This window comes from Mycolicibacterium phocaicum (genome assembly GCF_010731115.1).
Lineage (GTDB): Bacteria > Actinomycetota > Actinomycetes > Mycobacteriales > Mycobacteriaceae > Mycobacterium > Mycobacterium phocaicum.
Genome location: NZ_AP022616.1, coordinates 1,885,739 through 1,901,568, shown reverse-complemented (window position 1 = coordinate 1,901,568; position 15,830 = coordinate 1,885,739). Strand labels below are relative to the sequence as shown.

The window sequence follows — 15,830 nt, the reverse complement described above, 5'->3', positions numbered from 1 at the left end:
TCATCTCGGCGCGTGTGGGCTAGGCGCTACCGGTGTCCGCGTACGACACCTCGGCGGCCGAGACGTCGTCGATCCGGTACTGCTTGGCCGCCGCGACGGCCACCGACGGGTCGATCTCGCCGTCACGGGCCAGGGCCTCCAGCACCGCCACCACGACCGACTCGGCGTCGGTGTTGAAGTAGCGACGGGCCGCCGGGCGGGTGTCGGAGAAGCCGAACCCGTCGGTGCCGAGGGTGACGTAGGTGTTCGGCACCCACGGCCGGATCTGCTCGGGCACCGCCCGCATCCAGTCGGACACCGCGACCACGGGGCCCGCGGTCTTCGCGAGCGCAGCGGTCACGTAGGGCACGCCGGCCTGCTGGTCCGGGTGCCGCAGCGCATGCCGGTCGATGGCCACGCCGTCGCGGTTCAACTCGCCCCAGCTGGTCACCGACCACACGTCGGCGGCGACGTCCCAGGTCTCGGCCAGCATGTCCGCCGCCCGCAGCGCCTCGGGCATCGAGACGCCCGACGCCAGAATCTGCGCCGTGCTGGAGCGCTTCTCGGTCGCGACGCGGTAGCGGTACATGCCGCGCAGGACGCCTTCGGGGTCGAAGTTGTCGGGCTCGGCCGGCTGGACGTACGGCTCGTTGTAGATGGTGATGTAGAAGTAGACGTTCTCGGAGTTCTCGCCGTACATGCGCTCGAGACCGTTCTCGATGATGTACGCGATCTCGTAGGCGAACGCCGGGTCGTAGGCCACCACCGCGGGGTTGGTCGAGGCCAGCAGCAGCGAGTGCCCGTCGGCGTGCTGCAGGCCCTCGCCGGTGAGCGTGGTGCGCCCGGCCGTGGCGCCGAGGACGAAGCCGCGGCCCATCTGGTCGGCAGCCGCCCAGAATCCGTCGCCGGTGCGCTGGAACCCGAACATCGAATAGAAGATGTAGATCGGGATCATCGGCAGGTCGTGCGTGGCGTACGACGTCGACACCGCGGTGAACGACGCCGTCGACCCGGCTTCGTTGATGCCCTCGTGCAGGATCTGGCCGACTTCGGATTCCTTGTACGCCAACATCAAATCGGCGTCCACGGCGGTGTAGAGCTGGCCGTTGCGGTTGTAGATCTTCAGGCTCGGGAACCATGAGTCCATGCCGAACGTGCGCGCCTCGTCGGGGATGATCGGGACAATGCGCGGCCCGATGTTCTTGTCCCGCAACAGTTCTTTGAAGGTACGCACCGTCGCCATCGTGGTGGCGACGGCCTGGTTGCCCGAACCCTTCTTGAGCGATTTGTAGACGTCGCGGCCCGGCAGCGGCAGCGGCTTGGACTTGGTGCGCCGCTCCGGCAGGAAGCCGCCGAGCGCCCGGCGCCGGTCGAGCATGTACCGGATTTCCGGCGACTCGGAGCCCGGGTGGTAGTACGGCGGCAGGTACGGGTTCTCTTCGAGCTGGGCGTCGGTGATCGGCACCCGCGTCGCGTCGCGGAACTTCTTCAGGTCGTCGAGCGCCAGCTTCTTCATCTGGTGCGTCGCGTTGCGGCCCTCGAAGTGGCTGCCCAGGGTGTAGCCCTTGATGGTCTTGGCCAGGATCACGGTCGGCTGGCCCTTGTGCTCCATCGCGGCACGGTAGGCGGCGTACAGCTTGCGGTAGTCGTGGCCACCGCGCTTGAGGTTCCAGATCTCCTGGTCGGTCATGGGGTCGACCAGCGCCTTGGTGCGGGGGTCCCGGCCGAAGAAGTGGTCGCGGACGTACGCGCCGTCGTTGGCCTTGTAGGTCTGGTAGTCACCGTCGGGGGTGACGTTCATCAGGTTCACCAGCGCGCCGTCCTTGTCGGCGTGCAGCAGGGCGTCCCATTCGCGGCCCCACACCACCTTGATGACGTTCCAGCCGGCGCCGCGGAAGAACGACTCCAGCTCCTGGATGATCTTGCCGTTACCGCGGACCGGTCCGTCCAGGCGCTGCAGGTTGCAGTTGACGACGAACGTCAGGTTGTCGAGCGCCTCGTTGGCGGCGACCTGGATCAGGCCACGGCTCTCGGGCTCGTCCATCTCGCCGTCGCCGAGGAAGGCCCACACATGCTGATCGCTGGTGTCCTTGAGGCCGCGGTCGTGCAGGTAGTGGTTGAAGCGCGCCTGGTAGATGGCGTTCATCGGGCCCAAACCCATTGACACCGTGGGGAATTCCCAGAAATCGGGCATCAGGCGGGGATGCGGGTACGACGGCAGGCCGCCGCCGGCGTGGCTGTGCTCCTGCCGGAAGCCGTCCAGTTGGTCGGTAGACAGCCGGCCCTCGAGGAAGGCGCGGGCGTAGATGCCGGGGGAGGCGTGGCCCTGGATGAAGATCTGGTCGCCGCCGCCGGGGTGGTTCTTGCCGCGGAAGAAGTGGTTGAAGCCGACCTCGTACAGCGACGCCGAGGATGCGTACGTCGAAATGTGGCCGCCCACACCGACTCCCGGCCGCTGGGCGCGGTGCACCATGATCGCGGCGTTCCAGCGGATCCAGCGGCGGAAGCGGCGCTCGACCTCTTCGTCACCGGGGAACCACGGCTCCAGGTCGGTGGGGATGGTGTTGACGTAGTCGGTGGACGTCAGCGCGGGGATGGACACGCGCATCTCCCGCGAGCGCTCCAACAGCCGCAGCATCAGGTAGCGGGCACGCGCGGGCCCTGACCGACCCAACAGGTCGTCGAACGATTCCAGCCATTCGGCGGTCTCGTCTGGGTCGATGTCGGGTAGGTACGACGCGACACCATCACGGATCACCCGGACCCGGTCGGGTTCGGCTGAGGTACTGGAGTTTTGAGCCAGGTCTTGGCGCACGAACTCAGTGGTCAACTGCCACTCCTTGGTATTCGATTTTGGGGATGCTTTTGGCACTGCCCATCGTCCCCCCATCGTTGCGCAGATTAGGCGTTGGGGTGGGCTACCGGCGAGTACGCGTTCGGATGCCCGCGATTGACACATCAACCCTGTACGGTCAGCTGATGATGACCAGCGCGGCGAGTGTGTCGCGGCTTCGCGCAGCCGCTTTGGTATTCGGGAGCGTGGCGGTCTCCGCCATGGTGCTCGTCGGCTGCAGCAAGTCCGTCGAAGGCAGTTCCACGGTCGACCAGCCGGGCGCCGCGGCATACCGCACCTCGGTGTCGCTGTCCGCGGCGGCGTCGGCCAGTTCCAGTTCGTCGAGCGCGTCCGTGGCGGCGACAGAGGCCGCGTGCCAGACGTTCGTCGACACCGGCAAACCGGCGATGCAGGCCGTCAACGCCTACGTCGACGCCGAGAACGCCGGTGGCACCGACGCTGCCAAGCTGCAGGCCGCGGTCGACGCCCTGCACCACGCCGCGGACGCGGTGACCAAGAGCGCCACGACCGTGCAGTCGGACACCCTCAAGGCGGCGCTCGCCGGTTGGTCGGCGGCGGCCCAGTCGCTGGCGACGGCGATCAGCACCAACGCGTCGACCTCAGATTTCAATGCCGCGGTCGACTCGTTCAACAACGCCAAGTCGGCCACCGAGACCGCATGCGGGTAGCAAGCACTGATCTTGTCGATCAAAGATGTGTCTTGCGTCGAATGAATCGTCGCCGCGTGCGACTATTGGGTTCCACACACACGGGCTGCAAACAAGCAGGTTAGAGGAGGACACCGGTGGCCGCGGCGGACGCGCCGAACTACGCCCAGAGACTGGGCATTCACAAAGATCAGATCGTCCAGGAGCTGGGTTGGGACGAGGACACCGACGACGACATCCGCGCTGACATCGAAGATGCGTGCGGCGGAGAGCTTCTCGACGAGGATTCCGACGAAGTCGTGGACGTCGTGCTGCTGTGGTGGCGCGATGACGACGGCGACCTGGTCGACCGTTTGATGGACGCGATCACCCCGCTGGCCGATGACGGCGTCATCTGGGTGGTCACTCCGAAAACCGGCAAGGGCGGCCACGTCCAGCCCGCCGAGATCGCCGAGTCCGCGCCCACCGCTGGACTGGTCGTCACGTCGTCGGCCAACCTCGGGGACTGGATCGCCAGCCGCCTGGTGCAGCCCAAGTCGAAGGCCGCGGGCCGGCACTAGTGCGGTTGGCTGTTGTGCCGCGGCTGGACGGTGCGGCCGCCTCTGTGCGGCAAATCCGTTGTCGGTGGGCCGTCGTCGCGTCGAGTGCAACCACACGGCGGAAAACCGGCCTGCTTTCCGCCACCACGTTGCGTTCGCGGGTTCGGTCATGATCGACGTCGGGTCCGTCGCACCGGACTTCACGCTCAAAGACCAGCACGGTCGCGCCGTGACGCTGTCGGCGTTACGCGGCCGGAACGTGTTGCTGGTGTTCTTCCCGCTGGCGTTCACCCCGGTGTGTGCGGGGGAGCTCGGCGAGATTCAGGACAACCTGGCCCGGTACCGCAATGACTCGGTGGAAACGCTGACCATCTCGGTCGGGCCGCCGGCCACCCACAAGGTGTGGGCGCGCGAATCGGGCTTCGAGTTCCCGATCCTGTGCGACTTCTGGCCGCATGGCGCGGTGGCCCAGCTCTATGGGGTTTTCAACGAGGTTTCCGGGTACCCGGACCGAGGCACGTTCCTCGTCGACCGGGAGGGCATCGTGCGATTCGCGGAGTGCACATCGCCTGGCGAGGCGCGCGACCAGTCGGTCTGGGTTTCGGCGCTGAACGCGCTCGACTGATTTTCCCTTGGCCGCCATCGGCGTGTAGCGTGCCCGAGGCGGGGCGCGTAGCTCAGTGGTAGAGCTCTGGTTTTACACACCAGCGGTCGGCGGTTCGATACCGTCCGCGCCCACCAAATTTCCCCTGGTAGCGGCCTTGTCGGCCGCCGGGGTGCGGTCTAGTCGACCGGGCTCATGTCGTCGGCGCTCCAGCGCACCGCGGTGACGGCCGGTGCCTTGATGACATCGGCGAGGGCCGCCTCGATGCGGTGGTCGTCGCGTTCGTCGGCGATGACGGTGGCCGTGATGCGCACCCCTTCGTCGTCGGGCAGATCGACCGCGGAGATGGAGCGCACCGTGAGGTTGGGGTGCGAGATGGCGTCGAAGATGAGGCTGCGGATGTGCAGCTCGGCGGTCGTGGCGCACCGTACCTCGAACCGGTATTCGGCAGAGGACTCTTCGGCGCCCGGACGGCGGTGCCGGTCCAGCGTGCGTCCCACCGGCCGCAGGAAGATGTTGGCGGCGATCACCGCGCAGCTTCCGATCACGGCGGGGATCAACAGTCCGCCGCCGGCCAGGGCGCCGATGGCGGCGGAGGCCCACAGGGTGGCCGCGGTGTTGAGTCCGGAGATCGTGGCGCCCTGCTGCATGATCACGCCGGCGCCGAGGAAGCCGATGCCGGACGCGACCTGGGCGGCGACCCGGGTCGGATCGGCATGTTCCCCCGCGAAGGTGTAGCCACCCATGATGACGAACAGCGTCGACCCGAGGCTGACCAGTGCAGCCGTGCGCAATCCGGCATTGCGGGACCGCCACTGACGCTCCAGCCCGATCGCCGCGCCGAGCCCCAGGCCGGCGGCGATCCGCAGCGCGATATCCAGTGTGTCGATCACCCTTGTGCTCCTGTTGCTTTCGAATTCCGGGGCGCGCTCTCGGCGCGTCCGCGGCTGCGACGGCAGTAGGGGCGGATGGTAAGGATCGACTACGAACTCAAGGTGAACGGCGGGCGACCTGTGGTCACCGTGAGGCGCGGATATCGTTGATTCAGTGCGTATTTCGCATTGCTGCGGCTGTCTGTGAGTTACCTCCGGATGTGCTGGGCCTCAGGCGGCGGCCTGCGATGTCGACGTGACCTTCTTGCCCTGGGACTTCTTGCCGGACTTCGTCTTCGGCTTCTTCGGGGCGGTCTGCTTCTCGGCCTTGCTGCCGGTGTCCGACGTGCCTGAGCCGGCGTTCGAGTTGGTTGTTGCCCCGGTCGTGTCGGGCTTGGCGCCGGAGTCGGTGTCGTGCTTCGTCGTCGAGACGGTGTCGGGCGCCGTTGAATCCTTGGTGTCTGTCGGATCTTTGGGGTCTGCCAAGTCTTTGGTGCCCGTCGTCGGCGGCGTGGCCGATGTCGGTGCAGGCTTGACCGCGGGCTTGATCTTCGTTGCGGTGATCTTCGGGATTGCGGTGGCCGCGACCCCGGCTGCCGGGGTCGGCGTGACGGCCGCGATCGGCGCCGGCTGGGTCGCCAATGCGTTGGCAATGGTGTTCTGCGCGAAGGCGATGCCGTCGATGACGTTGGCGGCGCCGGTGTTGAGGCCCTGGACGACGAGTTTGACGCCGTCGACGACGGCAGTGGCGAGGTTGCCGATGTTGATGGGCAGTAGGGCCGCCACGATGTTCTGGGTGGCGATGATCGCCGAGGTCGCGACAGCGTTGAACCCGCCGAGCAGACCGGTGCCGAGACCGATCAGCGCGACCGGGACTGCTTGCACCAACGCCTGGTCCACCGCCAGCACGCGTTGGTCGCGCGCTATCATGGACAACAGGATCGGCCCGCCGATGACGGTCACCGCGCCGATGACTCCGGCTTCGACAGTGCCGAGGGCGCCGACGAAGTCTCGGGCCAGAACCTGCTGCGCGACGGTGACCACGAGTCCCGGGATGGCACTGATGGTCTGCCCGACGCCCTGGCCTGCTTTGGCCAGTCCCGCCCCGATTGTCACGAAGTCGGTGATCTGGTTGGCGACCCACTGCTTGAACGCGGGGAACTGCAGGATGTCTGCGATGGTGGCGGTGAACTGGATGTTCGGCATTTGGACGCTGTGTATCACCGGTGCGGGGAGGGCCCTCAACACCGGTGGCGGCGGAGCGGCGACGATGACGCCTGCGGCCATGACGGCGGCGGCGGTGGGCAGGCTCAAACGGGCTGTGAGGGTATGCATGTGAAGCTCCTGACCGAGAGGGAACTCAAGCAATATTGACGGTAGCGACAAATTTGCCTCGGTGCTGAGCAATCGCCAAAGTTCGCGCCGCTGTCAGTGCTGCGGTCGGTGCCCGTCGGGGTGGAAGGTGCCGGGCGCCATTTTTGGGGCCTCGGGTTCGGATGCCAGGGTGCGTCGCAGGCGCTGGCCCAATTCATGGTTCTGCACGGGCTTGCCCACGTGCGGCGCGAGTGTGCGCGCGATGGCCTGCAGCACGGGCTCTCGCGGTGGGATCGGAATGAAATGGTCGCCGATGACCAACCAACCGCCGCCGCCGGCGGCCGCGCCACCGAACAGCTTGCCGACCAGGTCGGGCAGGTCGAGGCCGCCGGCCGGAAGGTGCAGTTGAGCGAGCACCGACACCGTGTTGTTGTACCGGTTGGTGACGTAGATTCGCGAGCCGTCGGGCGAAACGGCAATGGCCCCTGCGTAATTCCCGATGTTGACGGTATCCGTCACCGTCATGGTGGCGGTATCGATCCGACTCACGTCGCCGGTCAGTTGGGTGACGTAGACCGCCGAACCATCGGGCGCGACGGCGATGTCGGTGAGCTCTTCGCCGAGTGGGAAGGTGACGCTGGTGGTGACCGCGCCGGCGCCGACATCAACGATGGTCACATTACTGGTGGTCAGACCGAACTTGACGTCGCCCTGCACATAGAGCCGACTGTTGTCGGGGCTGACGACGAATCCGCCGATCGGCTTGCCGACGTCAATGGTCTTCACGATGTTGTGGCTCGTGGTGTCGATGACCCAGATCAGGTCTCCGCCGTAACCCGCGACGTAGAGGCGGGCGCCGTTGGGGCTGACGGCGAGGTAGTACGCGTCGTCGACCTTGATGGTTCCGGTCACCGTATTGGTGGCGGCGTCGATCAGCATGACTTTCGGGTCGGAAGTGCCATCGGTATCGCCGCCTGAAGCGAGATAAACGGTGGAACCGTCGGGGTGAACCGCCGCTGTGCCGGCCCAGCCGGACAGCACCACGGCCACAACGGATTTGGTGCTGACGTCCATCACCGACAACCCGCCCAGATTGTTGCAGTACAGCCGCGTACCGTCCGGGTGTACGACCAGCTGCTGGGCGCCGGGTAATCCGATGCCGGGCCCGATGGTGTCGACCACGGTGTTGCTGACCGTGGCGATCACCGAGACCGTCGGATTGGCGATGTTTCCGACGTACAGGCGGTCACCGGCCGGACTCGCCGCCGCCGCCGTCGGTCCGCCGCTCTCCGGAATCGTTGCGATGACTGCGAGCATGGCGAAAGCTCCCTTGGCCTAAAGGGATTCGACAACCCGGGTCGCGGTCGGCAGGTCGACACCGGCCTCGTCGCGGTACGCCTTGATGGCCGCGATCTTGTTGCCGGCGGCCAGTAGTTCGAGCACGCGGTTCGACACCTGTGTTTGCGCCATCGACCGCACATCGGGCAGTGGGATGCCGGTCTGCGCGTAGAGATGTCGGACCAACTGTTCCAGCGCCCCGAGCCGCTCGTAGATATCGTTCGTCGTCACGTCGCCAGTGTGGCACCTATGCGCCGGCTGTGGGCCGAAAGTGCCATCAGGTATCGGCGGACTCGGGGCCGAATTCGTTGGCCAGCACCGCGACTTTGTCGGCGGGGAAGCCACCTCGACGTGCGTGCTCACGGATCGCGTCCTCGCTGGGCGCCTCGTGGACGCAATAGATCTTGTCACCCGCCACGTAGCTGGTGATCCAGCGATAGGGGACGCCGAGGTTCGCCACGACATCGTTCGACTTCGTCGCGATGTCGGCCAGCTCCGCCTCGGTCAGCTCGCTGGCTCCCGGAATCTCCCGCTCGATGAGGTAGCGCTTCATGATCTCTCCGTCCCTGGGTCTGGTGTCCGCAACTGTCGTCGCGGTCGTCTCGAAGAATGCGTTGCCTCGATTGCCGTGGCCTTGACGGAATCCTGAAATCTGCAGGTCACGGCGGTGCACAGCGGGCCGCTCGGCTCAGTTTCGCCGGCCTGTGTTTCACAACTGCTTCAGCGGCGCGCAACGGCCCCGGTAGACCGTCGACCGGTCCGATGGCTTCGTCGGGCAACGACCTGATCGGGAACGGAGAAGACGGTGGTGGACATGAAGTCAGTCGGGCGGGTGGGTCCGCCGGTAATTGCTTTGGGTATTGGAATCGCCATGCTGCCAATGGCATTCGCTTCGCAGGAGGCGTCATCTGCGCTGCCGCGCCATGTCGATGTGGTGACGGTGCGGGCCGCGACGCAAGCGGAGCCAACCAGGGCTGCCGCGCACTCCGCGGATCCGACCGCGCCGCGTACGTCAGTGGAACCCGTTGTGGTGCAACCGCGGTCAGGTGATTCCGTCGACGGTCCGCACGTGGTCGCGAGCCGTCCACCGCACCACGAGCCACGGGTGCGCGTCGCGGGCGACACGGCGCTCGTCTTCGGTCCCGCGCTGCTCGCCGCTACGACGGTGCGCACGCCCGCCGGGGGCGGGGCGCCGACGGCGCTTCAACCGGGCGTCGGCGGCGATCCTCTGGGTGAGCTTGTCGGCATCTTCGTGAGCAACGGCGACGCACCGGGTGAGAACGGCGGGCTGTTGATCGGCAACGGTGCAGATGGAGCCGCGGGCCAGAACGGCGGCCGGGGCGGACTGCTCTTCGGCAACGGCGGCAAGGGTGGCGATGCGACCGCAAACCAGGGACCGGGGAACGGCGGCAACGCGGGCTTGTTCGGAAACGGCGGTGACGGCGGCGCGGGTGCCAACGCGTCATCGGCCGATGGCGGTATGGGTCATCCGGGCGGCACCGGCGGGAACGGCGGCAGCATAGCCGGCAATGGTGGCAATGGCGGTAGGGGTGGTAACGCCACCAATGTCGGTACCGCGGTGGGTGGCACCGGCGGACATGGCGGCAGAGCCGGGACATTCATCGGGACGGGCGGCCGCGGGGGTGACGGCGGTAACGGCGCGAGCAGCCAGGGTCAGGGTGTCGGTGGTAGTGGCGGCGCGGGTGGCGACGGTGGATTCTCCGGGACCGGCGGCGCGGGCGGAGCCGGTGGCAGCGGAGCGGGGGTGAGCGCCAGCGGCGGCTACGCCGGTTCCGGCGCGAATTCACAAGTCGGCAGGGGTGGCGCCGGTGGAACCGGCGGCGCGGCGTCGTCGACGTCGGGCGCGGCCAAAGCGGGCGGCGGCGGTCACGGCGGCAACAGCGGCCCGCTGAGCACCGGCGGCCGTGGCGGCGACGGCGGAAATGCCACCACGAAAACCGGGACCGCCAAGGGAGGCGACGGTGGTGACGGCGGTAGTCCGAAAGGTACTGGCGGTACCGGCGGCCAGGGCAACAACGGCAATGGCAACAATGGCAGCAACGGGTAGGTGGTGCACCGGCACTGATTGCCGCGATTGCCGGGCGTCTCGCCGAAACTTGGAGGACGCTGTACGTCGATGGCGGTGGAGTTTCGGGTGCTCGGCGACGTCGAGGTGCTGGTCGATGGCCGGCGCCTCGACGTCGGTCATGCGCGCCAGCGGTGCGTGCTGGTGTCATTGCTGGTCGACGTCAATCGTCCGGTGTCGTCCGATCAGCTCATCGACCGGGTGTGGGCCGATGAACCGCCGCACAAGGCGCGTAATGCTTTGGCGGCGTACATCTCTCGACTGCGTCAGCTCTTCTCGGACGCCGATGGCGTGCAGATTGTCCGGGGGCCTGCCGGCTACGCGCTGCAGGCCGATCCGCGTACCGTGGACGTGCATCTCTTCCGGGACATGCTGGCCCGGGCTCGGGCGGCGTCCATCCCGGCCGAGGCCGCCGGCCAGTTCGACGCCGCACTGGCGCTGTGGCGCGGGGAGCCGTTCGCCACAATCGACACGCCGTGGGCCAACGAGGTGCGGGGTTCGCTTGAAGCCGAACGGTTTTCCGCGGTGCTCGATCGTAATGACGCGGCGCTCGGTGCGGGGCGCCACGGTGAGTTACTCAATGAGCTGACGACGACGCTGCAGGCACATCCGCTCGATGAGCGGGTGGCGGGACAGCTGATGCTGGCGCAGTACCGGTGCGGGCGACAGGCCGCCGCCCTCGATACGTACCGCGCGATGCGCGAACGGCTTGTCGAGGAACTGGGCGTCGACCCCAGTCCGGCCCTGCAGGCCGTCCAGCAACAGATACTCGACGGTGATCCCGCGCGGCCCGTCGCGCAACCCGCTGCGGCTGCCGCTCCGGCGACGGAACCCGTCGTTCCGCGGCGCGTAACCCGGCTTGTCGGTCGCGACGACGACGTACGGCGCGTGCTGTCCGCGTTCGGCGACGGGCCGGTCGTGACGCTCACGGGAGTCGGAGGCGTCGGCAAGACCCGTCTTGCCCTCGAAACGGCGGCGCGCGAAGAGAGCAATTTCGTTGATGGCGTGTGGATTTGTGAGTTGGCACCGCTGAGTGACGGTTCGGCCATCGGACGCGCCGTCGCTGCCGCGCTGAGGGTGCAGGCCGGGTACGGCCAGGACGTCGACGATGCCGTGATCGATCATCTGCGTCCGCTGAAACTTCTGCTGGTCATCGACAACTGCGAGCACGTCCTCGCCAACGCGGCCGCCCTGATCGACCGGATCACCTACGAGTGTCCCGGCGTGCGGGTATTGGCGACGAGCCGCGAATCCCTCGGGGTGGAAGCCGAACGCCTCGTGCCGGTGCATCCATTGTCGGAGGACGACGCCGCCGTGCTGTTCGTCGACCGGGCCAGGGCCAGCCGGCCCGACTTCGACCCCGATCGCGAGCCGGTGGGCGCCGTGGCGGAAATCTGCCGGCGGCTTGACGGCGTGCCGTTGGCCATCGAGCTGGCCGCCGCCCGCATGCGGGCGATGTCAAGTGGGGACGTTGCCCGCCGACTGGACCGGTTACGCCTGCTCAGCGGCGGTAAGCGCGGCGCGCACCCGCGGCAGCAGAGCGTCACCGCGACAATCGACTGGTCGTACCGATTGTTGTCCGAATCCGAACAACAGTTGTTCGCGCGATTGTCGGTGTTCGCCGGCGGGTTCGATCTGGACGCGGTTCACGGTGTGTGTGCCGACGCCGGCACCACCGACGACGATGTGTTGGACATGCTCATGGGCCTGGTCGACAAGTCGATGGTCATGGTGCGCACCGGCCCGACGGGCACCCGCTATGACGTCCTGGAGACATTGCGCGCGTACGGACGGGAACGCCTGCAGGACAACGGGACCGCTGACGCGGTGGCGTCCCGCCACGCGACGTACTTCGTCGAACTCGCCGAGCGCGCGTCGGCGGGGATGCGTGGCCGTGACGAAGCGGCCTGGGTACAGCGGGTCCTGCCCAAGGCCGGAACGACTTTTGTCGCACCGGATTTCGACAATCTGCGGACGGCGTTCGAGTTCGCGATGGCGAGGCACGACATCGACCTGGCGTTGCGGCTGGCCACGTCGCTGCCGGAGATCCACCTTCGCGTGGGTTACGACCCCATGGACTGGGTGGAGCGGGCGATCCAGGCCGCCGACCGCCACCATCCGTTGTTTCCGGCCGCGGTCGGCACTGTCGCGCGCGGCTACCAGGTACTCGGGGAGTTCGCGCACGCGCGGGCGATCATCGCCCTGGCCGACGGCCGCGAGCCGGCCGCGGGTGTGTCCTTTCTCGCGTACCCGGCCGATGTGCTCGCCGACGTGGTGATGAATGACGGCGACTTGTCGACCAGCACCGCATATTTCGAGGACCTGTTCTTCCGGTCGGGCGATGGCACCGATCCACTGCGGAGGCTGCTGGCGGCAGAGCGGATCTCCCTCGGATACCAGGCGATGGAGACGAACGACGCGGCGTTGCCGGCTGCGCGGGAAGCCGTGCGGATCGCGGACAGCGTGGGAAACCCCACCGGACGGTCGTTGGCACGGTGCGCGCTGGCGCGGGCGCTTGCCGTAAGCCGGCCGGACGATGCGTTGCCGATCATCAGCGACGCCCACGAGTTGGCCTCCTCTGTGGAGAACACCTGGCTGATCGCCATGGCCGAGATGGAGTCGGCGACCATTCACGCCGCCCGCGGTGACCGTCGCGCGGCAGCGCGGGGTCATCATGTGACACTCGAGATGTTCGTGATCGCCGGACCGTCGAAAGTCATTCCATTGCAGTGGGACAACCTGGGGCGCATGGCGCGGTTCCTGCTGCAGGCCGGCGCCATCACAGAAGCCGCGGCGCTGCACGGAGCTGCCATCGCGGCGGGCCGGCGACCACCGCTCAACGCCGCCCAGGTGGCGCAGTTGGACGGCGCCGACGGCGTCGTGCTGACGGGTACGGAGATCGTCGACTACGCGCGAACGGCGTTGCACCGCTTCATGTGAGACGAGCAAACCTGTCGTACCCTTCTGCTTTGATGGTGTTATGTCCACCACGGCAATGGCTTTCGATGTTGAGTCGCCGTCGCCGTGTGAGCGTCTCGATACGTTCGTCGTGGAGATCGGGGAGTTGATCGGTCAGCGCAACGCGATCGATGGCCGGTTGGTGGAGATCGTGGCCGAGATCGATCGTGATGGGTTGTGGGGCGCGACGGGGGCGCGGTCGCTTCCTGCGTTGGTGGCGTGGAAGACCGGGGTGTCACCGCGCAATGCGGAAGTGATGGTGGCGGTCGCGCACCGGATCGAGGAATTCCCGCGCTGCGCCGAGGCGATGCGGGAAGGCCGGTTGTCGCTGGATCAGGTCGGCGTCGTCGCCGAGCACGCCGCCGACGGCTCTGATGAGCATTACGCACAGTTCGCCGAAAGCGCCACGGTCACCCAACTACGGACCGCGGTGAAGTTGGAGCCGCGCCCGGACCCCGAGCTGGAAACGAAGCCGGAGCCGGAGCCGGAGCGGTCGATCCGCAAGACCACGCACGAGGACGGGTCCACGACATACAAGATTCGGCTGCCCAAGCTGGAGGCCGCCAAGTTCGATGCGGCGGTGGCGTCGCATCAGGATGCGTTGGTGGCGGACTGGAGGCGCGCCCACGAGGATGGGCAACCGTCCGACGAGGCGCCGCCGTTCCCGAATCAGGTGGACGGGTTCATGAGCCTGGTGGAGGCCGGCTGGGACACCGATGTGGAACGCCGTCCGCATGGGCAGCACACCACCGTGGTGGTGCACATGGATGCGGAAAAGCGGGCGGCGGCATTGCATTTGGGCCTGGCGCTGACCGATGACGAACGCCGGCTGCTGTTGTGTGACGCGACGTGTGAGGTGTGGCTCGAGAAGCATGGTCAGCCGTTCGGTGCCGGCCGGTCGACGCGCACCATCAGCCGCCGCCTGCGCCGCGCGTTGGAACACCGCGACCGCTGCTGTCGAGTGCCTGGGTGTGGGGCGACCCGCGGATTGCATGCGCATCACATCATTCATTGGGAGAACGGCGGGGAAACCGAACTGCACAACCTGGTGCTGGTGTGCCCGTACCACCACCAGCTGCACCACAAGCGGGTCATCACCATCACCGGCCCGGCTGATCGGCTGGTCGTGACCGACTCCGCGGGTCGACAACTCGACGGTGGATCCCTGGCGAGGCCACCGACCATTCCGCCACCCAATGTTCGGCCGTGTCCCGGACCGACCGGGGAACGCGCCCAATGGTGGTGGTACCAACCTTTCGAACCTCCACCCACGCAGCCGGCCGGCTAGGAACAGCACCCGTCGCAGACGCCGGGCGCGGTGAAGTCCTTGGTGATCTGCTGGCTGATCTGCGTCCTTGCGCCACCATCGGCGTCGATGAATGTTGCCGCGGCATAGATCTCGTCGAGATCTTCGCCGGTAACCCGGTCGGGGTCGTACCACTTGGTGCCGTCGGCATCGAGGTCGTAGGTGCGCACCGACAACTCACGCTGGTATTCCAGGCCACCAGGGCCGGCCCGGAGGAAGCCGCCCGCATCCGAATGTCTGTGCGGCACTGTGAGGTAGGCGATGCTGCTGTCTCCCTCGTGGCCATGGCCGTCGTCGTCCTGCAGGTAGTAGACCATGTGGCCCGGCTTGGCCGGATTGTCGTCGATGTGGATGAGGTAGCCCTCGGCGTCGGCCTGTGTCATCGGGAAGACGCCGCGGATGGTCACCCGGTACGAGCCCGGCTTCCCGAAATCGGGACAGAGGAAAAGCGTTGCGCCGCTGGGCTTGGGAGCTGCGACCGCGGGTGCGGTGGTAACGGCGGTCAAGGCGAGTACGGTCGCGGTGAGTTTCACCGGCCATGAGTTGTTGTTCATTGTCGTTTCCTCGTGTCTCAGTGGCAGCAGCCGTCGCAGATGCCCGGCACCTCGAAATTGCGTGTGATCACCTGCGTCACAGCACGCCGTTCGCCGCCGCCACCGTCGCGGAACGTCGCGACGGCATAGACCTCGTCGACGTTGTCGTCGGCGCCGGGCTGCCGGTAGTCCTCGTTGAAATTCGGTCGGGGGACGACCATTTCGCGCCGGTACTCGAGGCCACTGGGGCCCGCCTTCAAATAACCCTCACTGGTGGTCTGGGTCGTGGGGTAGAAGCCGTAGCCGATGTCGTAGTCGGAGTTGTTGCCGGGATTGTCGGCCTTGAGCTGAACGCGCAGCCCGCCGGGACCGGAGCCACCGGGATGATTGCCGTCGTTCATGTGGATGAGGTAGCCGGCCGCGTCGGGCTGCTGCATCGGATAGGCGCCTTTGACCGTGATCCGGTAGCTGCTCGGGTTCCCGATGTCTTGGCAGATGTAGAGCATGGCGCCGTCGGTTTGCGCGGGCGCCGCTACGGCGGTGCCGGCGCCGAGGCCGACGATCGTCGCGACGGCGGCCACGCCGCCCAGGCGGATGATTCCGTTCATTGCTGCTCTCCTCTGGCAGTGGGGGTTGTCGCACTGACGGTGCGCGAGTGGCGTTGCCCGCTGCTGAAGAAGTCGTGAAAGGCGCAGGTGACCGGCACGCGCCGACGGCGGAAGCAGGGCGCACGAGGTGTGTGTGTCTACCGGGGACCGCGTTGACCTCGGCATTTCATAGCGGTGCAACGTTTGGTGCAG

General features: G+C 67.2%; 14 protein-coding genes and 1 tRNA gene. 7 read left to right on the top strand and 8 right to left on the bottom strand.

The window, feature by feature from the left end:
• Positions 1-19: 19 nt before the first annotated feature.
• Complete coding sequence (gene aceE / locus G6N46_RS09230) at positions 20-2,809, bottom strand: pyruvate dehydrogenase (acetyl-transferring), homodimeric type (RefSeq protein ID WP_138248532.1); 2,790 nt, start codon at positions 2,807-2,809, stop codon at positions 20-22.
• 149 nt (positions 2,810-2,958) lie between these two features.
• Between aceE and G6N46_RS09225 the strand changes: the two genes are divergently transcribed.
• From G6N46_RS09225 to G6N46_RS09210, 4 genes are all read left to right on the top strand, one after another.
• Positions 2,959-3,501 carry an Rv2240c family protein gene (locus G6N46_RS09225; protein WP_138248533.1) on the top strand — a complete coding sequence of 181 codons (543 nt, stop codon included), beginning with the start codon at positions 2,959-2,961 and terminating at the stop codon, positions 3,499-3,501.
• 116 nt (positions 3,502-3,617) lie between these two features.
• A complete protein-coding gene (locus G6N46_RS09220) occupies positions 3,618-4,040 on the top strand; it encodes a DUF3052 domain-containing protein (RefSeq protein ID WP_020104234.1) in 423 nt (140 codons plus the stop codon).
• A gap of 148 nt (positions 4,041-4,188) precedes the next feature.
• Positions 4,189-4,644, top strand: coding sequence for a peroxiredoxin (locus G6N46_RS09215; protein WP_138248534.1), 456 nt, complete (start codon positions 4,189-4,191; stop codon positions 4,642-4,644).
• A 41-nt stretch (positions 4,645-4,685) separates the two neighbouring features.
• A tRNA-Val gene (locus tag G6N46_RS09210) sits at positions 4,686-4,760 on the top strand.
• Between the two features lie 42 nt (positions 4,761-4,802).
• Here G6N46_RS09210 and G6N46_RS09205 read toward each other — a convergent pair.
• The 5 genes from G6N46_RS09205 to G6N46_RS09185 form a co-directional block, all read right to left on the bottom strand.
• Positions 4,803-5,513, bottom strand: a complete 711-nt coding sequence (locus tag G6N46_RS09205) for an MgtC/SapB family protein (protein WP_163693127.1) — start codon at positions 5,511-5,513, stop codon at positions 4,803-4,805.
• A gap of 213 nt (positions 5,514-5,726) precedes the next feature.
• Entirely contained in the window at positions 5,727-6,830 is a 1,104-nt protein-coding gene (locus tag G6N46_RS09200; protein ID WP_138248536.1) for a hypothetical protein, read from the bottom strand.
• A gap of 93 nt (positions 6,831-6,923) precedes the next feature.
• Positions 6,924-8,126, bottom strand: a complete 1,203-nt coding sequence (locus G6N46_RS09195) for a YncE family protein (protein WP_138248537.1) — start codon at positions 8,124-8,126, stop codon at positions 6,924-6,926.
• Between the two features lie 18 nt (positions 8,127-8,144).
• The gene (locus tag G6N46_RS09190) at positions 8,145-8,378 is read right to left on the bottom strand and encodes a hypothetical protein (protein ID WP_138248538.1); all 234 of its coding nucleotides are present in this window, start codon (positions 8,376-8,378) and stop codon (positions 8,145-8,147) included.
• A gap of 46 nt (positions 8,379-8,424) precedes the next feature.
• Positions 8,425-8,700: a DUF4242 domain-containing protein gene (locus G6N46_RS09185; protein ID WP_138248539.1), complete on the bottom strand. Its 276-nt coding sequence runs from the start codon at positions 8,698-8,700 to the stop codon at positions 8,425-8,427.
• A gap of 327 nt (positions 8,701-9,027) precedes the next feature.
• Here G6N46_RS09185 and G6N46_RS29000 point away from each other — a divergent pair, with 327 nt between their 5' ends.
• The 3 genes from G6N46_RS29000 (at position 9,028) to G6N46_RS09170 (ending at position 14,479) form a co-directional block, all read left to right on the top strand.
• Positions 9,028-10,215, top strand: a complete 1,188-nt coding sequence (locus G6N46_RS29000) for a PGRS repeat-containing protein (protein ID WP_163692683.1) — start codon at positions 9,028-9,030, stop codon at positions 10,213-10,215.
• 69 nt (positions 10,216-10,284) lie between these two features.
• Positions 10,285-13,173, top strand: a complete 2,889-nt coding sequence (locus G6N46_RS09175; RefSeq protein WP_138248540.1) for an AfsR/SARP family transcriptional regulator — start codon at positions 10,285-10,287, stop codon at positions 13,171-13,173.
• A 40-nt stretch (positions 13,174-13,213) separates the two neighbouring features.
• Positions 13,214-14,479 carry an HNH endonuclease signature motif containing protein gene (locus G6N46_RS09170; protein WP_163692681.1) on the top strand — a complete coding sequence of 422 codons (1,266 nt, stop codon included), beginning with the start codon at positions 13,214-13,216 and terminating at the stop codon, positions 14,477-14,479.
• Here G6N46_RS09170 and G6N46_RS09165 read toward each other — a convergent pair.
• Together G6N46_RS09165 and G6N46_RS09160 are read right to left on the bottom strand one after the other, a co-directional pair.
• Complete coding sequence (locus G6N46_RS09165; protein WP_138248541.1) at positions 14,476-15,051, bottom strand: hypothetical protein; 576 nt, start codon at positions 15,049-15,051, stop codon at positions 14,476-14,478. The two genes, G6N46_RS09170 and G6N46_RS09165, sit on opposite strands and share 4 nt — an antisense overlap.
• A gap of 17 nt (positions 15,052-15,068) precedes the next feature.
• On the bottom strand, positions 15,069-15,638 hold the full coding sequence (locus G6N46_RS09160) for a hypothetical protein (protein WP_138248542.1): 570 nt from the start codon (positions 15,636-15,638) through the stop codon (positions 15,069-15,071).
• Positions 15,639-15,830 lie beyond the last annotated feature (192 nt).

Bases quoted from the DNA above. Each gene is read 5' to 3' on its own strand.
- G6N46_RS09200 (WP_138248536.1), bottom strand. From the start codon at position 6,830: ATGCATACCCTCACAGCCCGTTTGAGCCTGCCCACCGCCGCCGCCGTC.
- G6N46_RS09185 (WP_138248539.1), bottom strand. From the start codon at position 8,700: ATGAAGCGCTACCTCATCGAGCGGGAGATTCCGGGAGCCAGCGAGCTG.
- G6N46_RS09175 (WP_138248540.1), top strand. From the start codon at position 10,285: ATGGCGGTGGAGTTTCGGGTGCTCGGCGACGTCGAGGTGCTGGTCGAT.
- G6N46_RS09165 (WP_138248541.1), bottom strand. From the start codon at position 15,051: ATGAACAACAACTCATGGCCGGTGAAACTCACCGCGACCGTACTCGCC.
- G6N46_RS29000 (WP_163692683.1), top strand. From the start codon at position 9,028: ATGGCATTCGCTTCGCAGGAGGCGTCATCTGCGCTGCCGCGCCATGTC.
- G6N46_RS09195 (WP_138248537.1), bottom strand. From the start codon at position 8,126: ATGCTCGCAGTCATCGCAACGATTCCGGAGAGCGGCGGACCGACGGCG.
- G6N46_RS09160 (WP_138248542.1), bottom strand. From the start codon at position 15,638: ATGAACGGAATCATCCGCCTGGGCGGCGTGGCCGCCGTCGCGACGATC.
- G6N46_RS09215 (WP_138248534.1), top strand. From the start codon at position 4,189: ATGATCGACGTCGGGTCCGTCGCACCGGACTTCACGCTCAAAGACCAG.
- G6N46_RS09170 (WP_163692681.1), top strand. From the start codon at position 13,214: ATGTCCACCACGGCAATGGCTTTCGATGTTGAGTCGCCGTCGCCGTGT.
- G6N46_RS09225 (WP_138248533.1), top strand. From the start codon at position 2,959: ATGATGACCAGCGCGGCGAGTGTGTCGCGGCTTCGCGCAGCCGCTTTG.